Genomic DNA, 14,797 nt, shown 5'->3' with positions numbered 1-14,797 from the left:
CATGTCGACCCATGCGAAGCGTGAACGTCTTCTGCTCGCCGATCTGTTGGAAGCGGCGGGCCCCGAGGCCCTGACCCTGTGCGAGGGGTGGAAGACCCGTGATCTGGCCGCCCATGTGGTGGTCCGTGAGCGCCGCGCCGACGCGGCGGGCGGGCTGGTGGTCGCCGCCCTGAAGAACCGGCTGGAGCGGGTGCAGGCGGAGTTCGCGGCGAAGCCGTACGAGGAGCTGATCCAGCTGATCCGTACGGGCCCGCCGCGGTTCTCGCCGATGTCCCTGAAGCAGATCGACGAGGCGGCGAACACCGTCGAGTTCTTCGTCCACGCGGAAGACGTACGCCGGGCCCAGCCGGACTGGTCGCGGCGCGAGCTGGACCCGGTCTTCGCCGATGTGCTCTGGTCGCACACCGAGAAGACCGCCCGGCTGGTGGGGCGCAAGTCCCCGGTGGGGCTGGTGCTGCGCCGCCCGGACGGCCGGACGGCGGTGGCCCACAAGGGCGCCCCGGTGGTGACGGTGACCGGGGAGCCCTCGGAGCTGCTGCTGTTCGCGTTCGGCCGGCAGGACGCGGCGGACGTCCAGGTGGAGGGTGAGAAGGACGCGGTGGACCGGCTGCACCGGGCCGCGCTGGGGATGTAGGGCTCTCCTGGCTCCCCAACGGCCCGCCGGGGAGCACCGGGAAGCACCGGGAAGCACCGGGAAGCGTGACCGTCCGGGTGGCTTCTACGTTCCCAGCAGCCGCCGGGCCGCCAGGGCGAGGGAGACCTCCACGGCGTCCCGGGGGCGGGTCAGACAGCGGCCCGTGAGCTGTTCGAAGCGGCGCAGCCGGTTGAGGACGGTGTTGCGGTGGCAGTAGAGCCGCGCGCCCGCCCGCTGCGCCGAGCCGTCCGCGTCCAGCCAGGCCGTCAGGGTCTCCAGGATGACGTCCCGGTCGGAGGGGTCGAGCCGGTCCAGCGGGCCGAGCACCCGGTCGGCCAGGGCGGAGCCGAGGGCCGGGGAGGAGACGACGAGGGCGTCCGGGAGGTGCTCGTCGAGCAGCACCGTGCCCCCGGAGGCGGGACAGGCCCGCAGCGCGGTCTCCGCCAGCCGCCGGGCGTCCCCGAGCGCGGCCAGGCCGTCGACGGCGGAGCCGATGCCCGCCCGGGTGCCGGCGGGGGTCCGGGCGGAGGCGTCGAACGCGGCGGCGACGGCGTGCAGTTCGCCGGGCTCGCCCGCTTCGCCGGTGAGCCGGAGGATGGCGAACTCGGCGTCGGGTCCGGTGTGCCAGAGGGGGGTGGCGCCCGGGAGTGTCCCCGGGAGCGGGACCGGCAGAGGGAGCCGGTCGGTGGGCCCCGGCTGCTGCGGCCCGCGCGGGGCGGCGGCGACCGCGAGTACGGCGTACCGTCCCTGCTCCGGCAGCCCCAGCATGGCCGCCGCCTCGCGGAGGTCCGCGATCCGGGCGGTCCCGTCGAGCAGCGCCGCGACCATCAGCCGCTGCTGGTTCTCGCGGCGCCAGGACAGCCGCCGTTCGGCCTGCCGGTAGGCGTCCGCGACGATCCCGCAGTGCTCGTCGACGAAGTTCCACACATCGGCGGCGACATGGACGAGCAGCCGTACGTCGTCGGGGTCGCGCCGGGCCGTCTCGTCCACCAGGTCCTGCCAGACCATCGCGCCGCCCATCCGGAAGGCGTGCAGGACGGCGTCGAGCGGGACGCCCTGTCCGGCGCGGATCTCGCCGATCCAGCGGGAGGTGCGGTGGGCGGCCTCGCGGTACTCCCGGGGCTGGATCAGCGAGCCGACGTTGTGCCGCAGGGAGTGGTGGACCTCCTGCCAGACCTCGGCCCGGTCGGAGTCGATGGCCGCCCGGTAGCCGGGCTCCTGCTCGTACAGGGCCTCGACGAGCCGGTCGGTGAGCGCCGGGAGCGAGGCGACGAGGATCCGGGCGGCCCGGTGCAGCACCTCCACGGACTCGCGGTCGGCCAGGGAACGGAAGCGCTGGGGCAACGGCGTCGCGGGGTGGGTGCCGTGCGGCACCGGCACCGCGATCCGCGAACGTACGACCTGGGGCATGGCGGCCTCCACCGGGAATCGGCCGGCTGAGCGATCGGCCGGCTCGGAGCACCCGGCCCGGCAGGGCACGAGCGCAGCCGAATGATCCTGACGCCCGCAGAATGGCATACCGCCCGGTCGGTACCTAGGGGTCTGCGCGGAACTTGTCATCACGGTCCTGCAACCACCCGCTGTTCACGGCTCAGGGAGCGAGCAGCCGGGCCAGTTCGGTGCGGGAGCGGATGCCGAGGGCGGCGAAGACGTTACGGAGGTGGTGGTCGACCGTGCGCGGGCTGAGCGAGAGCCGGAGCGCGACCTCGCGGTTGGTGGCCCCTTCGGCGACACAGCGGGCGATGCGCTGCTGCTGCGGGGTGAGCGCGCGGAGCGCCCCGTCCGGTGCGGGCCGCACCGGCCTGCCCCGCTCCCCCGCCGCCCGCAGCTCGCCGCCCGCCCGTTCGGCCCAGGCGCGGGCCGAGCACCGCTGGAAGGCCACCAGGGCGTCGCGCAGCGGGGTGCGCGCCTCGCGGGTACGCCGGCGGCGCCGCAGCCACTGGCCGTAAAGGAGCTGGGTGCGGGCCCGTTCGAAGTCGCCGCCCGCCCGGTCGTGGTGGGCGAGGGCCTCCGCGTACCGGGCATCGGCCTCCCCCGTCGGTGCCAGCAGGGCGCGGCAGCGGGCCAGTTGGGCGGGGGCCTGGGGGTCGGCGGTCCGGCCGGTCCACCCGGCGAACTCGGCCACGGCGGTGCGGAGTTCCCCGGCCTCCTCGGCTCCCCGTCCCGCGAGGACGGCGGCCTCGACGTAGCAGGGCACGGCGAGCATCCGCGCGGCGAAGTGACCCTGCCGGGGTCCCGGGCGGACCAGCGGGCCGAGCCGGGCGGCCGCCTCCTCGGGGCGCCCGGCGGCCAGGTCGGCGCGGGCCCGGGCCCAGGTGGCGAGGGTCGCGGGCTGGGCGAGCCCGTGCGGCCCCGCCCCGGCCAGCGCGGCGTCGCAGTGGGCGGCGCAGGCCTCGGCGGGCCCTTCCACGGAGGCGGCGAGGGCGAGGACGGCGTGCAGGTGGACGGAGCTGTTGGGCTGCCCGGTACGGCGTGCCGCGTGCAGGCCCTCCAGGGCGTGGGCACGGGCCCCGGCGTGGCGACCGGCCCGGAGTTCGGCGTAGGCGAGGTGTTCCAGGGCCTGCGGCAGCAGGGCACCGGGCCCTCTGGTCCGTACGGCGGCGAGCGCCCGCGCCCCGGTCCGGCAGGCGGCGGCGACCTCCCCGAGGACGAGGGCGGCGACCCCGGCGCGGAGGAGGGCGGAGGCGTCGGCGGGGCCTTCGGGCCGGTGGGCCGAGTCCGCTCCGTCCGCCGGGTCCGCCGGGTCCGCCGGGTCCAGGCACTGGCGGAGCAGCGCGTGCCCCTCGGCCGTGCGCCCGGCGAGCACCGCGCACATCCCGGCCCGGTAGGAGGCGAAGTCACGGTCGTACGGGGTGGGGTCGATGCGGCCCATGGCCTTCAGGTAGCCGGGGGCGTCGCCCATCACCCAGGCCGCCTCGGCCGCACCGAGGAGGGCGTCGAGGGTGCGCCGGGGGTCGTGCGGGCCGAGCAGCGCGGCGGCGGCAAGAAGGGCTTCGTGGGCGTCGGCGGCGGGGCCGGAGCGGAGGGCGAGGAGGCCGTGGACGTAGGGGGCGAGGCCGTGGCCGGGTACGGGAGGCCCGGTGACCGGCTCCCCCACCGAGGACGCGGTCCGGGCGAGCAGGGCGCGGGCCAGGGCCGGGTCGCCCGCGAGGGCGGCCTGTTCGGCGGCCGCGGCGAAGCGGGCCGAGCGCAGGGCCCGGTCGGCGGTGAGCGCGGCGGCGCGGGCCAGGGCCGAGGAGCGTTCGGCACGCGGGTACGGGGCGGTCGCCGCCGCCTCCAGCCGGGCGGCGAGCCCGGCGTCCGGGCCGGGGGCCGCGCAGGCCCGCTGGACGAGGGAGGCGAGCGGGGCGGAACGGCCGCCGCCGGAGCGCACGAGCCGGGAGACCGAGGGGGCGGGCCGGCCACCGGACCCCGTCGGCAGCGGAGCCGAAGGGGCGGGGCGGTTGCCGGACCCCGTCGGCTGGGAGACCGAGGAATCGGGCCGGTCGCCGGACCCCGTCGGCAGCGGGGCCGAAGGGGCGGGGCGGCCGGTGGCCCTCGTCGACAGCGGAGCCGAAGAAGCAAGGCACCCGACGGCCCCCGCCGACAGCGAGGCCGAAGAAGCAAGGCAGCCGACGGCCCCCATCGACAGCGGAGCCGACGGGCCGAGCCGTTCGCCGGGCTCCGCCAGCAGGGCGGCGAGCAGTTCGTGGGTGGCGCGGCGGCGGGCGGGCGGGGCGTGGTGCAGGACGGCGCGGGAGACCAGCGGGTGGCTGAAGTGGACCCGACTGCCTGCCCGTTGGAGCAGGCCCCCGGTCACTGCGGGGCCGAAGAGCGCGCCGTCCAGGAAGTCCCGGGGCAGCCCGGTCCGGGTGCCCGCCCGCAGCAGGAGCAGGGCGTCCGCCCCGGCACCGGCAGGCTCGTGCTCCTGGGCGGCGGCGGCCAGCAGGAGCAGCGCGCGGGTGTGCGCCGGGAGCCCGTCCAGGCGGTCCGCGTGCGCGGCCAGCACGCTCTCGGCGCCGGGCAGCGGAGAGGGCAGCGGGGTGCGCCCGGTGAGCTGGTCCGGGGTGAGGCGGCCGGTGAGCCCGACGAGGAGCCGTGGATTGCCCGCCGCCTCCCGGAGAAGCTCGGCACGGACGACGGGGTCGAGTCCCCCCGTACCCACGCGTAGGCCGGGTCCCTCCCCGCCCCCCATGAGCCGGTCCAGGAGTGCGGCGGACGCGTCCTCGTCCAGGGGGCCGAGCCGGAGGGCGGGGAGTCCGGCGAAGGCGGGGCCGTCGTCGGACGTGATCAGGACGGCGACCCGGCTGCCCGCGCCGAGTCTGCGGGCCGCGAAGCCGAGGGCGGTGCGGGAGGCCGGGTCCCAGGCGTGGGCGTCGTCGGCGCAGACCAGCAGCGGGCGGGCGGCACCCAGTTCCCGTAGCCGGGTGAGCAGCGCGTCGGGAGTGAGGCCGGAGGGGGGGTGCGGCCCGGGCGGCGGTCCCGGGGCCGAGCAGAGCAGGGCGTGCAGTCCGCTGAAGGGCAGTCCGCGTTCGGCGGGGGCCGCGGTGGCGTACAGCACCGGCCCCCTGGGGCGGTGGGCGGCGGCGGCCTCGCGCAGCAGCGCGCTGCGGCCGAGGCCGGGTGGCGCCGCCAGGACGAGGGCCCCGCCGTCACCCCGCCGAAGCCGGGCCAACATGCCGTCCATGATGGCGAGTTCACCGCTGCGGCCGTACAGCCGGAGCGGACTGCGCACGGTCGTCGATGAGGTCACATCGGCACGTTACGTTCGGGGGTCCGACGGCGGAAGGTGTGCGTCCGGTCCCCCGGCCGGGGCGGTGCGGGCTCCCAGCCGGACGGCTCCGGCGCTGTGCTCGGGCACAGCGCCGGAGCCGCCGAAGGGGGCTCTCTACGAGGAGTGCGGGCAGGTGCCCCGGTACTCCGCGATGGTCGTGCTCGGGCCCGGGACCGGGCAGAGGAACTGCTCGTAGCGGGTGTCGTTGTCGATGAATCGCTTGAGCCACGAAAGGCTGTACTTCGCGATCGTGGTGTTGGACGTGTTGGGCGTGAAGTGCGAGGCGCCGCGCAGCTCCAGGTACGCCTTGTCCAGCGACCCGGGCAGCGACTGGTAGAAGGGCTTGGAGTGCGTGGCGACGGGGGCGACCGTGTCGCCGTCGGCCCCCACCACCAGGGTGGGCGTGCGCAGTTCGGGCCAGGTCTTGTCGGTGTTCCAGCCGGTCAGCGGGATCGCCGCCTTCAGGGACGTACGGCTCTTGGCGGCCTCCAGGGAGCCCCCGCCGCCCATCGAGTGGCCCATCACGCCGAGCCGGGTGGCGTCGACCCGGGTCCGTACCGAGCTGCGCTGGGTCAGGTAGTCCAGCGCGGACAGGAGCTGGCGGCCCCTGCTGTCGGGCTGGTCGAGGGTGGTGTTGGTGTCGATGGTGAAGACCACGAACCCCTGTGACGCGAGGCGCGGGCCGAGCCAGGCGATGGAGGACTGGTAGGCGGTGAAGCCGGGCGAGATGACGACCGCGCCGAAGGTGCCGTCGGCGGTGGACGTCGGGTAGTGGATGGTGCCGCCGCCGAACCCGCTCACCAGCAGCGAGGAGACGGAGGTCGAGGAGGTGGCGTACGAGCCCCGGCTCGCCTCGATGGAGGCGTTGGTGGGGGCCGGGCCGCGCTCGTAGGGGTTGGCGGCGGCGGCCTGGGCACCCGGGGCCAGGGCGGTCATCAGGAGTCCTGCGGTGGCCGCGGCGGCGGTCAGCAGGCTGGTGAACGTACGGCGGGAGCGGCTCGGGGGCGGGGGGACGGTGCCGGAGGGTAGGTGCTGCACGGGGGGGGATCCTCTCGGTGGTGGCGGGAACCACACCACGCGGGGCCCACGAGCCCGTCGTCCGGGGGCTGTCGGGGTGCGCCGCGTGGCTGCCGCCGTCGTCCGGCGGCGGTCGCCACTCTCCGGTCTGTCCCGTGCTCGCGCATCGGCGGTATCACCGGTCTCGGCGGACCGGGCCGCGCGGCAGGGGGCGTAAGGGGTGCGGCCGATCGGTTGACTGCCTGCGAGCGTGATGGGTGATGTCCCGTCCCGGACCGGCCCGGCCCGGCACGGTGGGGGCATGGCTCTCAGTCGCCGAGTCGCTCCGGCTGTTCGCCGCCTGCTACCCGCGCCCCGCCGATCGCCCGTGAGCTGTTCATCGGCGAGGCGACCGTCGAGAAACATCTGACCCACATCCACAGCGGGCTGGAGATGAAGGACCGGGCCGGGGCGGTGGCGGCCGCCTGCCGGCGGGGCATCCTGCGCTGACCCCCGTACCAGGCAGGGACAGACCGGTGACACCGCCCCGGCCCGGTCTCAGCGGACCGGGTGTCCCGCTTCCCGCAGCGCGTCCTTCACCTCGGAGATCCGCAGGTCGCCGAAGTGGAACACCGACGCGGCCAGCACCGCGTCCGCGCCCGCCTCGATCGCCGGGGCGAAGTCGGCGAGGCGGCCCGCGCCGCCGGAGGCGATGACGGGGACGGTGACGTGCCTCCGTACCGCCTCGATCATCTCCGTGTCGTAGCCGTCCTTCGTGCCGTCCGCGTCCATCGAGTTGAGCAGGATCTCGCCCGCGCCCAGCTCGGCGGCCCGGTGCGCCCACTCGACGGCGTCGATGCCGGTGCCCTTGCGGCCGCCGTGCGTGGTGACCTCGAAGGTGCCGTCCGGGGTGCGGCGGGCGTCGACCGAGAGCACCAGGACCTGGCGGCCGAAGCGCTCGGCGATCTCGCGGATGAGGTCGGGGCGGGCGATGGCGGCGGTGTTGACGCCGACCTTGTCCGCCCCGGCGCGCAGCAGCTTGTCCACGTCGTCGGGGGTGCGGACGCCGCCGCCGACGGTGAGCGGGATGAAGACCTGCTCGGCGGTGCGGCGGACCACGTCGTACGTGGTCTCGCGGTCGCCGCTGGAGGCGGTGATGTCGAGGAAGGTCAGTTCGTCGGCGCCCTCGGCGTCGTACAGCTTGGCCATCTCGACGGGGTCGCCCGCATCGCGCAGGTTCTGGAAGTTGACGCCCTTGACGACCCGGCCGTTGTCGACGTCCAGGCAGGGGATGACCCGTACGGCGAGAGTCATCGGGAGCCTCCCCGGTAGGCCTCTACCTCGACCTCGACGACCAGGCTCGGGTCGACGAACCCGGACACGATGATCATGGAGGCGGCGGGGCGTACGGCGTCGAACAGCTCCTTGTGGGCGCGGCCGACATCGTCCACGTCCCGGGCGTGCGTGATGTACATCCGGGTACGGACGACGTCCTCACGGCCGAGGCCCACCTGCTCCAGCGCCGCGAACGCGACGTCGAAGGCGGTGATCGTCTGCTCGTACGGGGAGCCGGCGGAGATCTGGCCGTTCACCACGGAGGTGCAGCCGGCCACCAGGACGAGGCCGCCCGGGAGCTCGACCGCGCGGGAGTAGCCGAACTTCTCCTCCCAGGGGGCGCCGGTGGAGATCCGGCGTACGGAGTCCGAAGCGGTGGCGTCCGTCATACGGCGACCGCCTTCAGCGCCTCTTCCAGCGTGAACGCCTTCGCGTACAGCGCCTTGCCGACGATCGCGCCCTCGACGCCTTCGGGGACGAGGAGGGAGATCGCGCGGAGGTCGTCCAGGGAGGAGACACCGCCGGAGGCGACGACCGGACGGTCGGTGACCGCGCAGACGTCCCGCAGGAGGCCCAGGTTCGGGCCCTGGAGGGTGCCGTCCTTGGCGATGTCGGTGACGACGTACCGCGCGCAGCCCTCGGCGTCGAGGCGGGCCAGCGTCTCGTAGAGGTCGCCGCCGTCGCGGGTCCAGCCCCGGCCGCGCAGGGTGGTGCCGCGTACGTCGAGGCCGACGGCGATCTTGTCGCCGTGTTCGGCGATGACCTTGGCGACCCACTCCGGGGTCTCCAGGGCGGCCGTGCCGAGGTTGACGCGGCGGCAGCCGGTGGCGAGGGCGGCGGCGAGCGAGGCGTCGTCGCGGATGCCGCCGGAGAGCTCGACCTTGATGTCCATGGCCCCGGCGACCTCGGCGATCAGCTCCCGGTTGTCCCCGGTGCCGAAGGCGGCGTCCAGGTCGACGAGGTGCAGCCACTCGGCACCGGCGCTCTGCCAGGCGAGGGCGGCCTCCAGCGGGGAGCCGTAGGAGGTCTCGGAGCCGGACTCGCCGTGCACGAGGCGGACGGCCTGGCCGTCGCGGACATCGACGGCGGGGAGCAGTTCAAGCTTCGGCATTACAGCGTCTCGATCCAGTTGGTCAGCAGCTGGGCGCCGGCATCGCCGGACTTCTCGGGGTGGAACTGGGTGGCCCACAGCGCGCCGTTCTCCACGGCGGCCACGAACCGTTCGCCGTGCGTGGCCCAAGTGACCTTGGGGGCACGGATCTTGGCGTTGGTCACTTCGAGGGACCAGTCGTGCGCCGCGTACGAGTGCACGAAGTAGTAGCGGGCGTCGGCGTCCAGGCCCGCGAAGAGCCGGGAGTCCTCGGGGGCCTCGACGGTGTTCCAGCCCATGTGCGGGACGACGTCGGCCTTCAGGGGGCCGACCGTACCGGGCCACTCGTCCAGGCCCTCGGTCTCCACACCGTGCTCGATGCCCTTCTCGAACAGGATCTGCATCCCGACGCAGATGCCCATCACGGGGCGGCCGCCGGAGAGCCTGCGGCCCACGATCCAGTCGCCGCGGGCCCGCTTCAGCCCATCCATGCAGGCGGAGAACGCGCCGACGCCGGGGACGAGCAGCCCGTCGGCGTTCATCGCGCGGTCGTAGTCGCGGGTGATCTCGACGTCCGCGCCGACGTGGGCGAGGGCCCGCTCGGCGGAGCGGACGTTGCCGAAGCCGTAGTCGAAGACGACGACCTTTTTCGTGTCAGTCACAGCGTGCCCCTCAGTCCCACAGGCCCTGGATCCGCAGGATGCCCGCCACCAGGCACATCACGGAGCCGATCGACAGCAGCACGATGACGCCCTTGGGCATCCCCTGCTTGGCGAAGGAGTAGACGCCGCCGGCCAGGAAGAGGCCGACGACGATCAGGATGGTGTTGAGGCCGGTCACAGGGCGCCCTTCGTGGAGGGCAGGATGCCGGCGGCGCGCGGGTCGTGCTCGGAGGCGTAGCGCAGGGCGCGGGCGAGGGCCTTGAACTGGCACTCCACGATGTGGTGGGCGTTGCGCCCGTACGGCACGTGGACGTGCAGGGCGATCTGTGCCTGCGCGACGAAGGACTCCAGGATGTGCCGGGTCATCGTCGTGTCGTACTCGCCGATCATCGGCGCCATCTTCTCGGGCTCGGTGTGCACGAGGTAGGGGCGGCCGGAGAGGTCGACGGTGACCTGGGCGAGCGACTCGTCCAGCGGGACGGTGCAGTTGCCGAAGCGGTAGATGCCGACCTTGTCGCCGAGGGCCTGCTTGAAGGCGGCGCCGAGCGCGAGCGCGGTGTCCTCGATGGTGTGGTGGCTGTCGATGTGCAGGTCGCCCTCGGTCTTGACCGTGAGGTCGAAGAGGCCGTGGCGGCCGAGCTGGTCGAGCATGTGGTCGTAGAAGCCGACCCCGGTGGCGACATCGACCTTTCCGGTGCCGTCGAGGTTGATCTCGACGAGCACGGACGTTTCCTTCGTGGTGCGTTCCACGCGGCCTACGCGGGGGCTCATGCGTCGTGCTCCTTCTTGAGTTCGCGTACCGCATCGAGGAACGCGTCGTTCTCTGCCGGGGTTCCCGCGGTGACCCGCAGCCATCCCGGTACGCCGTTGTCCCGGACCAGGACGCCCCGGTCGAGGATCCGCCGCCAGACGGCGTGGCTGTCGTCGAAGCGGCCGAACTGGACGAAGTTGGCGTCCGAATCGGTGACCTCGTAGCCGATGGCGCGCAGCTCGGCCACCAGCCGGTCGCGCTCGTCCTTGAGCCGTGCGACGTACCCCAGCAGCGTATCGGTGTGCTCCAGGGCCGCGAGCGCGGTGGCCTGGGTGACGGAGGAGAGGTGGTACGGCAGCCGCACCAGCTGGACCGCGTCGACCACGGCCGGGTCGGCGGCGAGGTAGCCAAGGCGCAGCCCGGCGGCGCCGAACGCCTTGGACATGGTCCGGGAGACGATCAGGTTGCGGCGGCCCTCGATCAGCGGCAGCAGCGAGGGGCGGTGGCTGAACTCGCCGTACGCCTCGTCGACGATGACGATCGAGGGCCCGGCGGCCTGGGCGGCGTCGTACAGGGCGAGGACGGTGTCGGCGTTCACCGCGGTGCCGGTGGGGTTGTTGGGCGAGGTGATGAAGACGACCTCGGGCCGGTGCTCGGCGATGGCGGCGCGGGCGGCTGCCACGTCGATGGTGAAGTCCGCCGAGCGCGGTCCGGAGATCCAGCCGGTGCCGGTGCCGCGCGAGATCAGGGCGTGCATCGAGTACGAGGGTTCGAAGCCGATCGCGGTGCGGCCGGGCCCGCCGAAGGTCTGGAGCAGCTGCTGGAGGACCTCGTTGGAGCCGTTGGCCGCCCAGACGTGGGCCGCCGTCACCTCGTGCCCGGCGGTGCGGGTGAGGTAGCGGGCCAGCTCGGTACGGAGCTCGACGGCGTCCCGGTCGGGGTAGCGGTTGAGGTCGCGGGCGGCCTCGCGGACCCGCTCGGCGATGCGGTCGACGACGGCTTCGGGGAGCGGGTAGGGGTTCTCGTTGGTGTTGAGGCGTACGGGGACGTCGAGCTGGGGGGCTCCGTACGGGGACTGGCCGCGCAGTTCGTCGCGGATGGGGAGCTCGTCCCAGGGGTTGCGGGGCTCGTTCCCGGCGTTCCCTGCGTTCCCGGCCTCGGCGTTACGGGGGGTGGTGCTGCCGTTCGCGTCCGCGGGCTTGCGGGGCGTGGTGCTGTCGTTCACATCCGCGTCTGCGGGCTCGCGGGTGGTGCTGTCGTTCGTCACTGCTGCGGAACCTTCCAGCCGAACCGTGCCTTGAGGGCCGCGCCGTGGGCGGGCAGGTCCTCCGCCTCGGCGAGGGTCACCACGTGGTGGGTGACCTCGGCGAGCGCGTCGCGGGTGTAGTCGACGATGTGGATGCCGCGCAGGAAGGACTGCACGGAGAGGCCCGAGGAGTGGCAGGCGCAGCCGCCGGTGGGCAGGACGTGGTTGGAGCCCGCGCAGTAGTCGCCGAGCGAGACCGGCGACCAGGGGCCGACGAAGATCGCTCCGGCGTTGCGGACCCGGTCGGCGACGGCGGCCGCGTCGGCGGTCTGGATCTCCAGGTGCTCGGCACCGTACGCGTCGACGACCTTGAGGCCGTCCTCGATGGAGGAGACCAGGACGATCGCGGACTGGCGCCCGGCGAGGGCGGGCTCGATGCGGTCCTTGATGTGCTTGGTGGCGGCGACCTGCGGGGCCAGCTCGGCCTCGGTGGCGGCGGCCAGCTCCGCGGAGTCGGTGACCAGGACGGCGGCGGCCATCGGGTCGTGCTCGGCCTGGCTGATCAGGTCGGCGGCCACGTGCACCGGGTCGGCGCCGGAGTCGGCGAGGATCGCGATCTCGGTGGGCCCGGCCTCGGCGTCGATGCCGATGCGGCCCTTGAGGAGGCGCTTGGCGGCGGCCACGTAGATGTTGCCGGGGCCGGTGACCAGGTTGACCGGGAGACAGTCCTCGGTGCCGTACGCGAACATCGCGACGGCCTGGGCGCCGCCCGCCGCGTACACCTCGTCCACGCCGAGCAGGGCGCAGGCGGCGAGGATCGTGGGGTGCGGCAGCCCGTCGAAGTCCTTCTGCGGCGGGGAGGCCACCGCGATGCCCTCGACGCCCGCCTCCTGGGCCGGGACGACGTTCATCACGACGGAGGAGGGGTAGACCGAGCGGCCGCCGGGGACGTAGAGCCCGACGCGCTCGACGGGAACCCACTTCTCGGTGACGGTGCCGCCGGGAACGACCTGGGTGGTGTGCGTGGTGCGGCGCTGCTCGCGGTGGACGAGGCGGGCGCGGCGGATCGACTCCTCCAGCGCTGCCCGGACGGCCGGGTCCAGCTCCTCCAGCGCCTTCGTCAGCGCCTCGGCGGGCACCCGGACCGACGCGATCCGGACACCGTCGAACTTCTCCCCCCACTCGATCACTGCCGCGGAGCCACGATGGCGTACGTCCTCGCAGATGGGCCGCACCGTCTCCAGGGCGGCTTCCACGTCGAACTCGGCACGGGGCAGCAGGTCGCGCAGGGCGGCGCCCTCGGGGAGGGCGTCACCGCGCAGATCGATTCGAGAGATCACACCGCAATTCTCGCAGACGGCTCAGGCCCGCCGGTCGCCCGTATCACTGGCTGATACATATCCCGGCCCGCCCGGCCAGTACCTGTCTCGGCCAAGTCCGGCCGGGCGCGACTGTCACTGGTGACCGATAGCTTTCACACCGTCACACAGAGGGAAGAACAGCACTACGGCATGTGTGCACGGAGGGAGCGGCAGTGACCGAGCCGCACGAAGGGGACATCCCGGACGGCCTCAGCGCAGCGGAGCTGGGCATGTGGCAGTCCTTCCGCAACGGGACCACCTACGACTTACGCACCTACGACTCCACCCGCAACGATCCGTTCGCCCAGCACACCTGGGGCCCCGAGCGGAGTGTCGGGGCGCGCACGGTGGCGCGGCTGCTGCTGAGCGGGCCGCCGGCGCGGCCCGGCCGGGTGGCGGCGCTCAAGCTCCGGGGGGTGCGGATCACCGGGAAGCTGGACCTGGCGGGCGGCCGGGTGGCTCCGTACGTGGAGCTGACGGGGTGCCGCTTCGAGCAGGAGGTGGTCCTCCCGGAGTGCCACTTCACGACGTTACGGATGGTGGGCTGCCTGCTGCCCCGGCTGGAGGCGGCCCGGCTGCACACGGAGGGCGATCTGCATCTGCCGCGCTGCCGGATCGACCGGGGCATCCGGCTCACCGACGCGCAGATCGGCACGGACCTGCTGATCAACCAGCTCAGCGTGGGGCCCGACCGGCACGGCCGGGCGTTCGTCGGGGACGGTATGGCGGTGGCCCAGGACCTCCAGGCCGAGATGATCGAGACGCACGGGGAGCTGAGCCTGCGCGGGGCGAAGGTGGGCGGTTCGCTGAGCCTGCGCGGCAGCCATCTGCGGGCGGCGGAGGACCGGCGCGCGCTGAACGCTCCGCAGCTGACGGTGGAGCGCACGCTCTACATGACCGAGGCGTGGGTGAGCGTCGAGACGGGGAACCAGGGCACGACTCCCCCGTACGGCGTGGTCTACGCCCCGACCCCGGCGCGCGGGACCCGGTCGCAGATCTTCGAGTGCAAGGGCGGGGTGCGGCTGGACGACGGGCGGTTCGGGGACGCGGTGGACCTGCACAAGGCCCGGTTCACGATGACCCGGCAGGAGGAGCTGTCGCTGCGCCGGATCGTCACGCCGGAGCTGCGGTTCAACGCGGAGCGCCCGGAGGAGGGCCGGGTCGTGCTGAACGGCGCGAAGGTGGTGACCCTGATCGACCTGTCCACCAGCTGGCCGGGGCCCGGGGGCCTGGCGATGGGCGGCTTCGTCTACGAGAACCTCGTCCCGTACGGCCACTTCCCGCTCTCGCGGCGGCTGGAGTGGGTGCTCGCGGCGACCCCGGAGTACGTCCCCGAGCCGTACGAGCGCCTCGCGACGGTGCTGCGCGGCAGCGGCGAGGACGCGGACGCGCGGGAGGTGCTGCTGGCCAAGCAGCGGCGCCGCCGGGAGACGCTGCCGCCCGCCGCGAAGGCGTGGGGGTTCCTCCAGGACTGGACGGTGGCGTACGGGTACCGGCCGGGGCGGGCGGCGGTGTGGATGGCGGTGCTGTGGGCGGCGGGGACGGCGGCCTTCTCGCAGTACTTCCCGGCGCCGATCAAGGACGACGAGTCCCCGCTGTGGAACCCCGCGCTCTACGCGCTGGACCTTCTCATCCCGGTGATCAACCTCGGCCAGGACGGATATTGGCGGATGGAGGGCGGCTGGCAGTGGGCGGCGGCCGCTCTGGTGCTCGTGGGGTGGATATTGGCCACGACGGTGGCCGCAGGAGCCTCCCGGCTGCTGCGGCGGGGCTGACCGAAAGAGCAGATGGAACCGGGTGCGGATGCCCAGGACCGGCGCATCCGAGGCTTCCACCGGACGGCTGCGACCCCACCGACAGCACATCCACAGGGTCACTTTCAAGCCATCGGCGAACATTTCCTTTGCCCGTTCTTGACCCGCCCCTGTACAACCCATTCACTCGCCACAGAAGCTTCACAGCGCACCCC

General features: G+C 73.9%; 14 protein-coding genes. 3 read left to right on the top strand and 11 right to left on the bottom strand.

The window, feature by feature from the left end; genetic code table 11:
* Window position 1: 1 nt before the first annotated feature.
* Window positions 2-634 carry a TIGR03085 family metal-binding protein gene (locus ACFW9Z_RS20520; RefSeq protein WP_384642673.1) on the top strand — a complete coding sequence of 211 codons (633 nt, stop codon included), beginning with the start codon at window positions 2-4 and terminating at the stop codon, window positions 632-634.
* Window positions 635-718: 84 nt separating this feature from the next.
* On the opposite strand, the gene ACFW9Z_RS20515 is transcribed toward ACFW9Z_RS20520, so the two are convergent.
* The 3 genes from ACFW9Z_RS20515 to ACFW9Z_RS20505 all read right to left on the bottom strand — a co-directional run bounded on the left by ACFW9Z_RS20515 (window position 719) and on the right by ACFW9Z_RS20505 (window position 6,425).
* Complete coding sequence (locus ACFW9Z_RS20515; protein WP_384642670.1) at window positions 719-2,044, bottom strand: PucR family transcriptional regulator; 1,326 nt, start codon at window positions 2,042-2,044, stop codon at window positions 719-721.
* Window positions 2,045-2,225: 181 nt separating this feature from the next.
* Window positions 2,226-5,366 carry a LuxR C-terminal-related transcriptional regulator gene (locus ACFW9Z_RS20510; RefSeq protein WP_384642667.1) on the bottom strand — a complete coding sequence of 1,047 codons (3,141 nt, stop codon included), beginning with the start codon at window positions 5,364-5,366 and terminating at the stop codon, window positions 2,226-2,228.
* Between the two features lie 135 nt (window positions 5,367-5,501).
* A complete protein-coding gene (locus tag ACFW9Z_RS20505) occupies window positions 5,502-6,425 on the bottom strand; it encodes an alpha/beta hydrolase (RefSeq protein WP_384642665.1) in 924 nt (307 codons plus the stop codon).
* A 339-nt stretch (window positions 6,426-6,764) separates the two neighbouring features.
* Here ACFW9Z_RS20505 and ACFW9Z_RS20500 point away from each other — a divergent pair, with 339 nt between their 5' ends.
* Complete coding sequence (locus ACFW9Z_RS20500) at window positions 6,765-6,893, top strand: hypothetical protein (RefSeq protein WP_384643060.1); 129 nt, start codon at window positions 6,765-6,767, stop codon at window positions 6,891-6,893.
* A gap of 48 nt (window positions 6,894-6,941) precedes the next feature.
* Here ACFW9Z_RS20500 and hisF read toward each other — a convergent pair whose 3' ends face one another.
* From hisF to hisD, 8 genes are read right to left on the bottom strand one after another with little or no spacing between them, the layout of a single operon-like run.
* Window positions 6,942-7,697, bottom strand: coding sequence for an imidazole glycerol phosphate synthase subunit HisF (gene hisF / locus ACFW9Z_RS20495; RefSeq protein WP_384642662.1), 756 nt, complete (start codon window positions 7,695-7,697; stop codon window positions 6,942-6,944).
* Entirely contained in the window at window positions 7,694-8,107 is a 414-nt protein-coding gene (locus ACFW9Z_RS20490) for a RidA family protein (protein WP_384642659.1), read from the bottom strand. The genes hisF and ACFW9Z_RS20490 overlap by 4 nt, the downstream gene beginning before the upstream one ends.
* Window positions 8,104-8,829 carry a bifunctional 1-(5-phosphoribosyl)-5-((5-phosphoribosylamino)methylideneamino)imidazole-4-carboxamide isomerase/phosphoribosylanthranilate isomerase PriA gene (gene priA, locus ACFW9Z_RS20485; RefSeq protein WP_084745404.1) on the bottom strand — a complete coding sequence of 242 codons (726 nt, stop codon included), beginning with the start codon at window positions 8,827-8,829 and terminating at the stop codon, window positions 8,104-8,106. Before priA ends, ACFW9Z_RS20490 begins: the two co-directional genes overlap by 4 nt.
* Window positions 8,829-9,470: an imidazole glycerol phosphate synthase subunit HisH gene (gene hisH / locus ACFW9Z_RS20480; protein WP_384642656.1), complete on the bottom strand. Its 642-nt coding sequence runs from the start codon at window positions 9,468-9,470 to the stop codon at window positions 8,829-8,831. Before hisH ends, priA begins: the two co-directional genes overlap by 1 nt.
* A 10-nt stretch (window positions 9,471-9,480) precedes the next feature.
* Complete coding sequence (locus ACFW9Z_RS20475) at window positions 9,481-9,648, bottom strand: hypothetical protein (RefSeq protein ID WP_003969742.1); 168 nt, start codon at window positions 9,646-9,648, stop codon at window positions 9,481-9,483.
* A complete protein-coding gene (gene hisB, locus ACFW9Z_RS20470; RefSeq protein ID WP_015607963.1) occupies window positions 9,645-10,241 on the bottom strand; it encodes an imidazoleglycerol-phosphate dehydratase HisB in 597 nt (198 codons plus the stop codon). The genes ACFW9Z_RS20475 and hisB overlap by 4 nt, the downstream gene beginning before the upstream one ends.
* Window positions 10,238-11,488 (bottom strand): histidinol-phosphate transaminase, encoded by a 1,251-nt coding sequence (locus ACFW9Z_RS20465; RefSeq protein WP_384642652.1) that lies wholly within the window; start codon window positions 11,486-11,488, stop codon window positions 10,238-10,240. Before ACFW9Z_RS20465 ends, hisB begins: the two co-directional genes overlap by 4 nt.
* Window positions 11,485-12,807, bottom strand: a complete 1,323-nt coding sequence (gene hisD / locus ACFW9Z_RS20460) for a histidinol dehydrogenase (protein WP_384642649.1) — start codon at window positions 12,805-12,807, stop codon at window positions 11,485-11,487. Before hisD ends, ACFW9Z_RS20465 begins: the two co-directional genes overlap by 4 nt.
* A 194-nt stretch (window positions 12,808-13,001) precedes the next feature.
* On the opposite strand from hisD, the gene ACFW9Z_RS20455 reads away from it, so the two are divergent.
* Window positions 13,002-14,603, top strand: a complete 1,602-nt coding sequence (locus ACFW9Z_RS20455; RefSeq protein WP_384642646.1) for an oxidoreductase — start codon at window positions 13,002-13,004, stop codon at window positions 14,601-14,603.
* The last annotated feature ends 194 nt before the right edge of the window (window positions 14,604-14,797 follow it).

Origin of the sequence: Streptomyces sp. NPDC059452, from assembly GCF_042750035.1 — a bacterium.
In the GTDB taxonomy this organism is placed as follows: domain Bacteria; phylum Actinomycetota; class Actinomycetes; order Streptomycetales; family Streptomycetaceae; genus Streptomyces.
Note: the sequence above shows the minus strand (reverse complement) of the source record. Positions and strands in the feature narration are given on the sequence as shown.

Bases quoted from the DNA above. Each gene is read 5' to 3' on its own strand.
- hisF (WP_384642662.1), bottom strand. From the start codon at position 7,697: ATGACTCTCGCCGTACGGGTCATCCCCTGCCTGGACGTCGACAACGGC.
- hisB (WP_015607963.1), bottom strand. From the start codon at position 10,241: ATGAGCCCCCGCGTAGGCCGCGTGGAACGCACCACGAAGGAAACGTCC.
- priA (WP_084745404.1), bottom strand. From the start codon at position 8,829: ATGCCGAAGCTTGAACTGCTCCCCGCCGTCGATGTCCGCGACGGCCAG.
- ACFW9Z_RS20490 (WP_384642659.1), bottom strand. From the start codon at position 8,107: ATGACGGACGCCACCGCTTCGGACTCCGTACGCCGGATCTCCACCGGC.
- ACFW9Z_RS20520 (WP_384642673.1), top strand. From the start codon at position 2: ATGTCGACCCATGCGAAGCGTGAACGTCTTCTGCTCGCCGATCTGTTG.
- ACFW9Z_RS20515 (WP_384642670.1), bottom strand. From the start codon at position 2,044: ATGCCCCAGGTCGTACGTTCGCGGATCGCGGTGCCGGTGCCGCACGGC.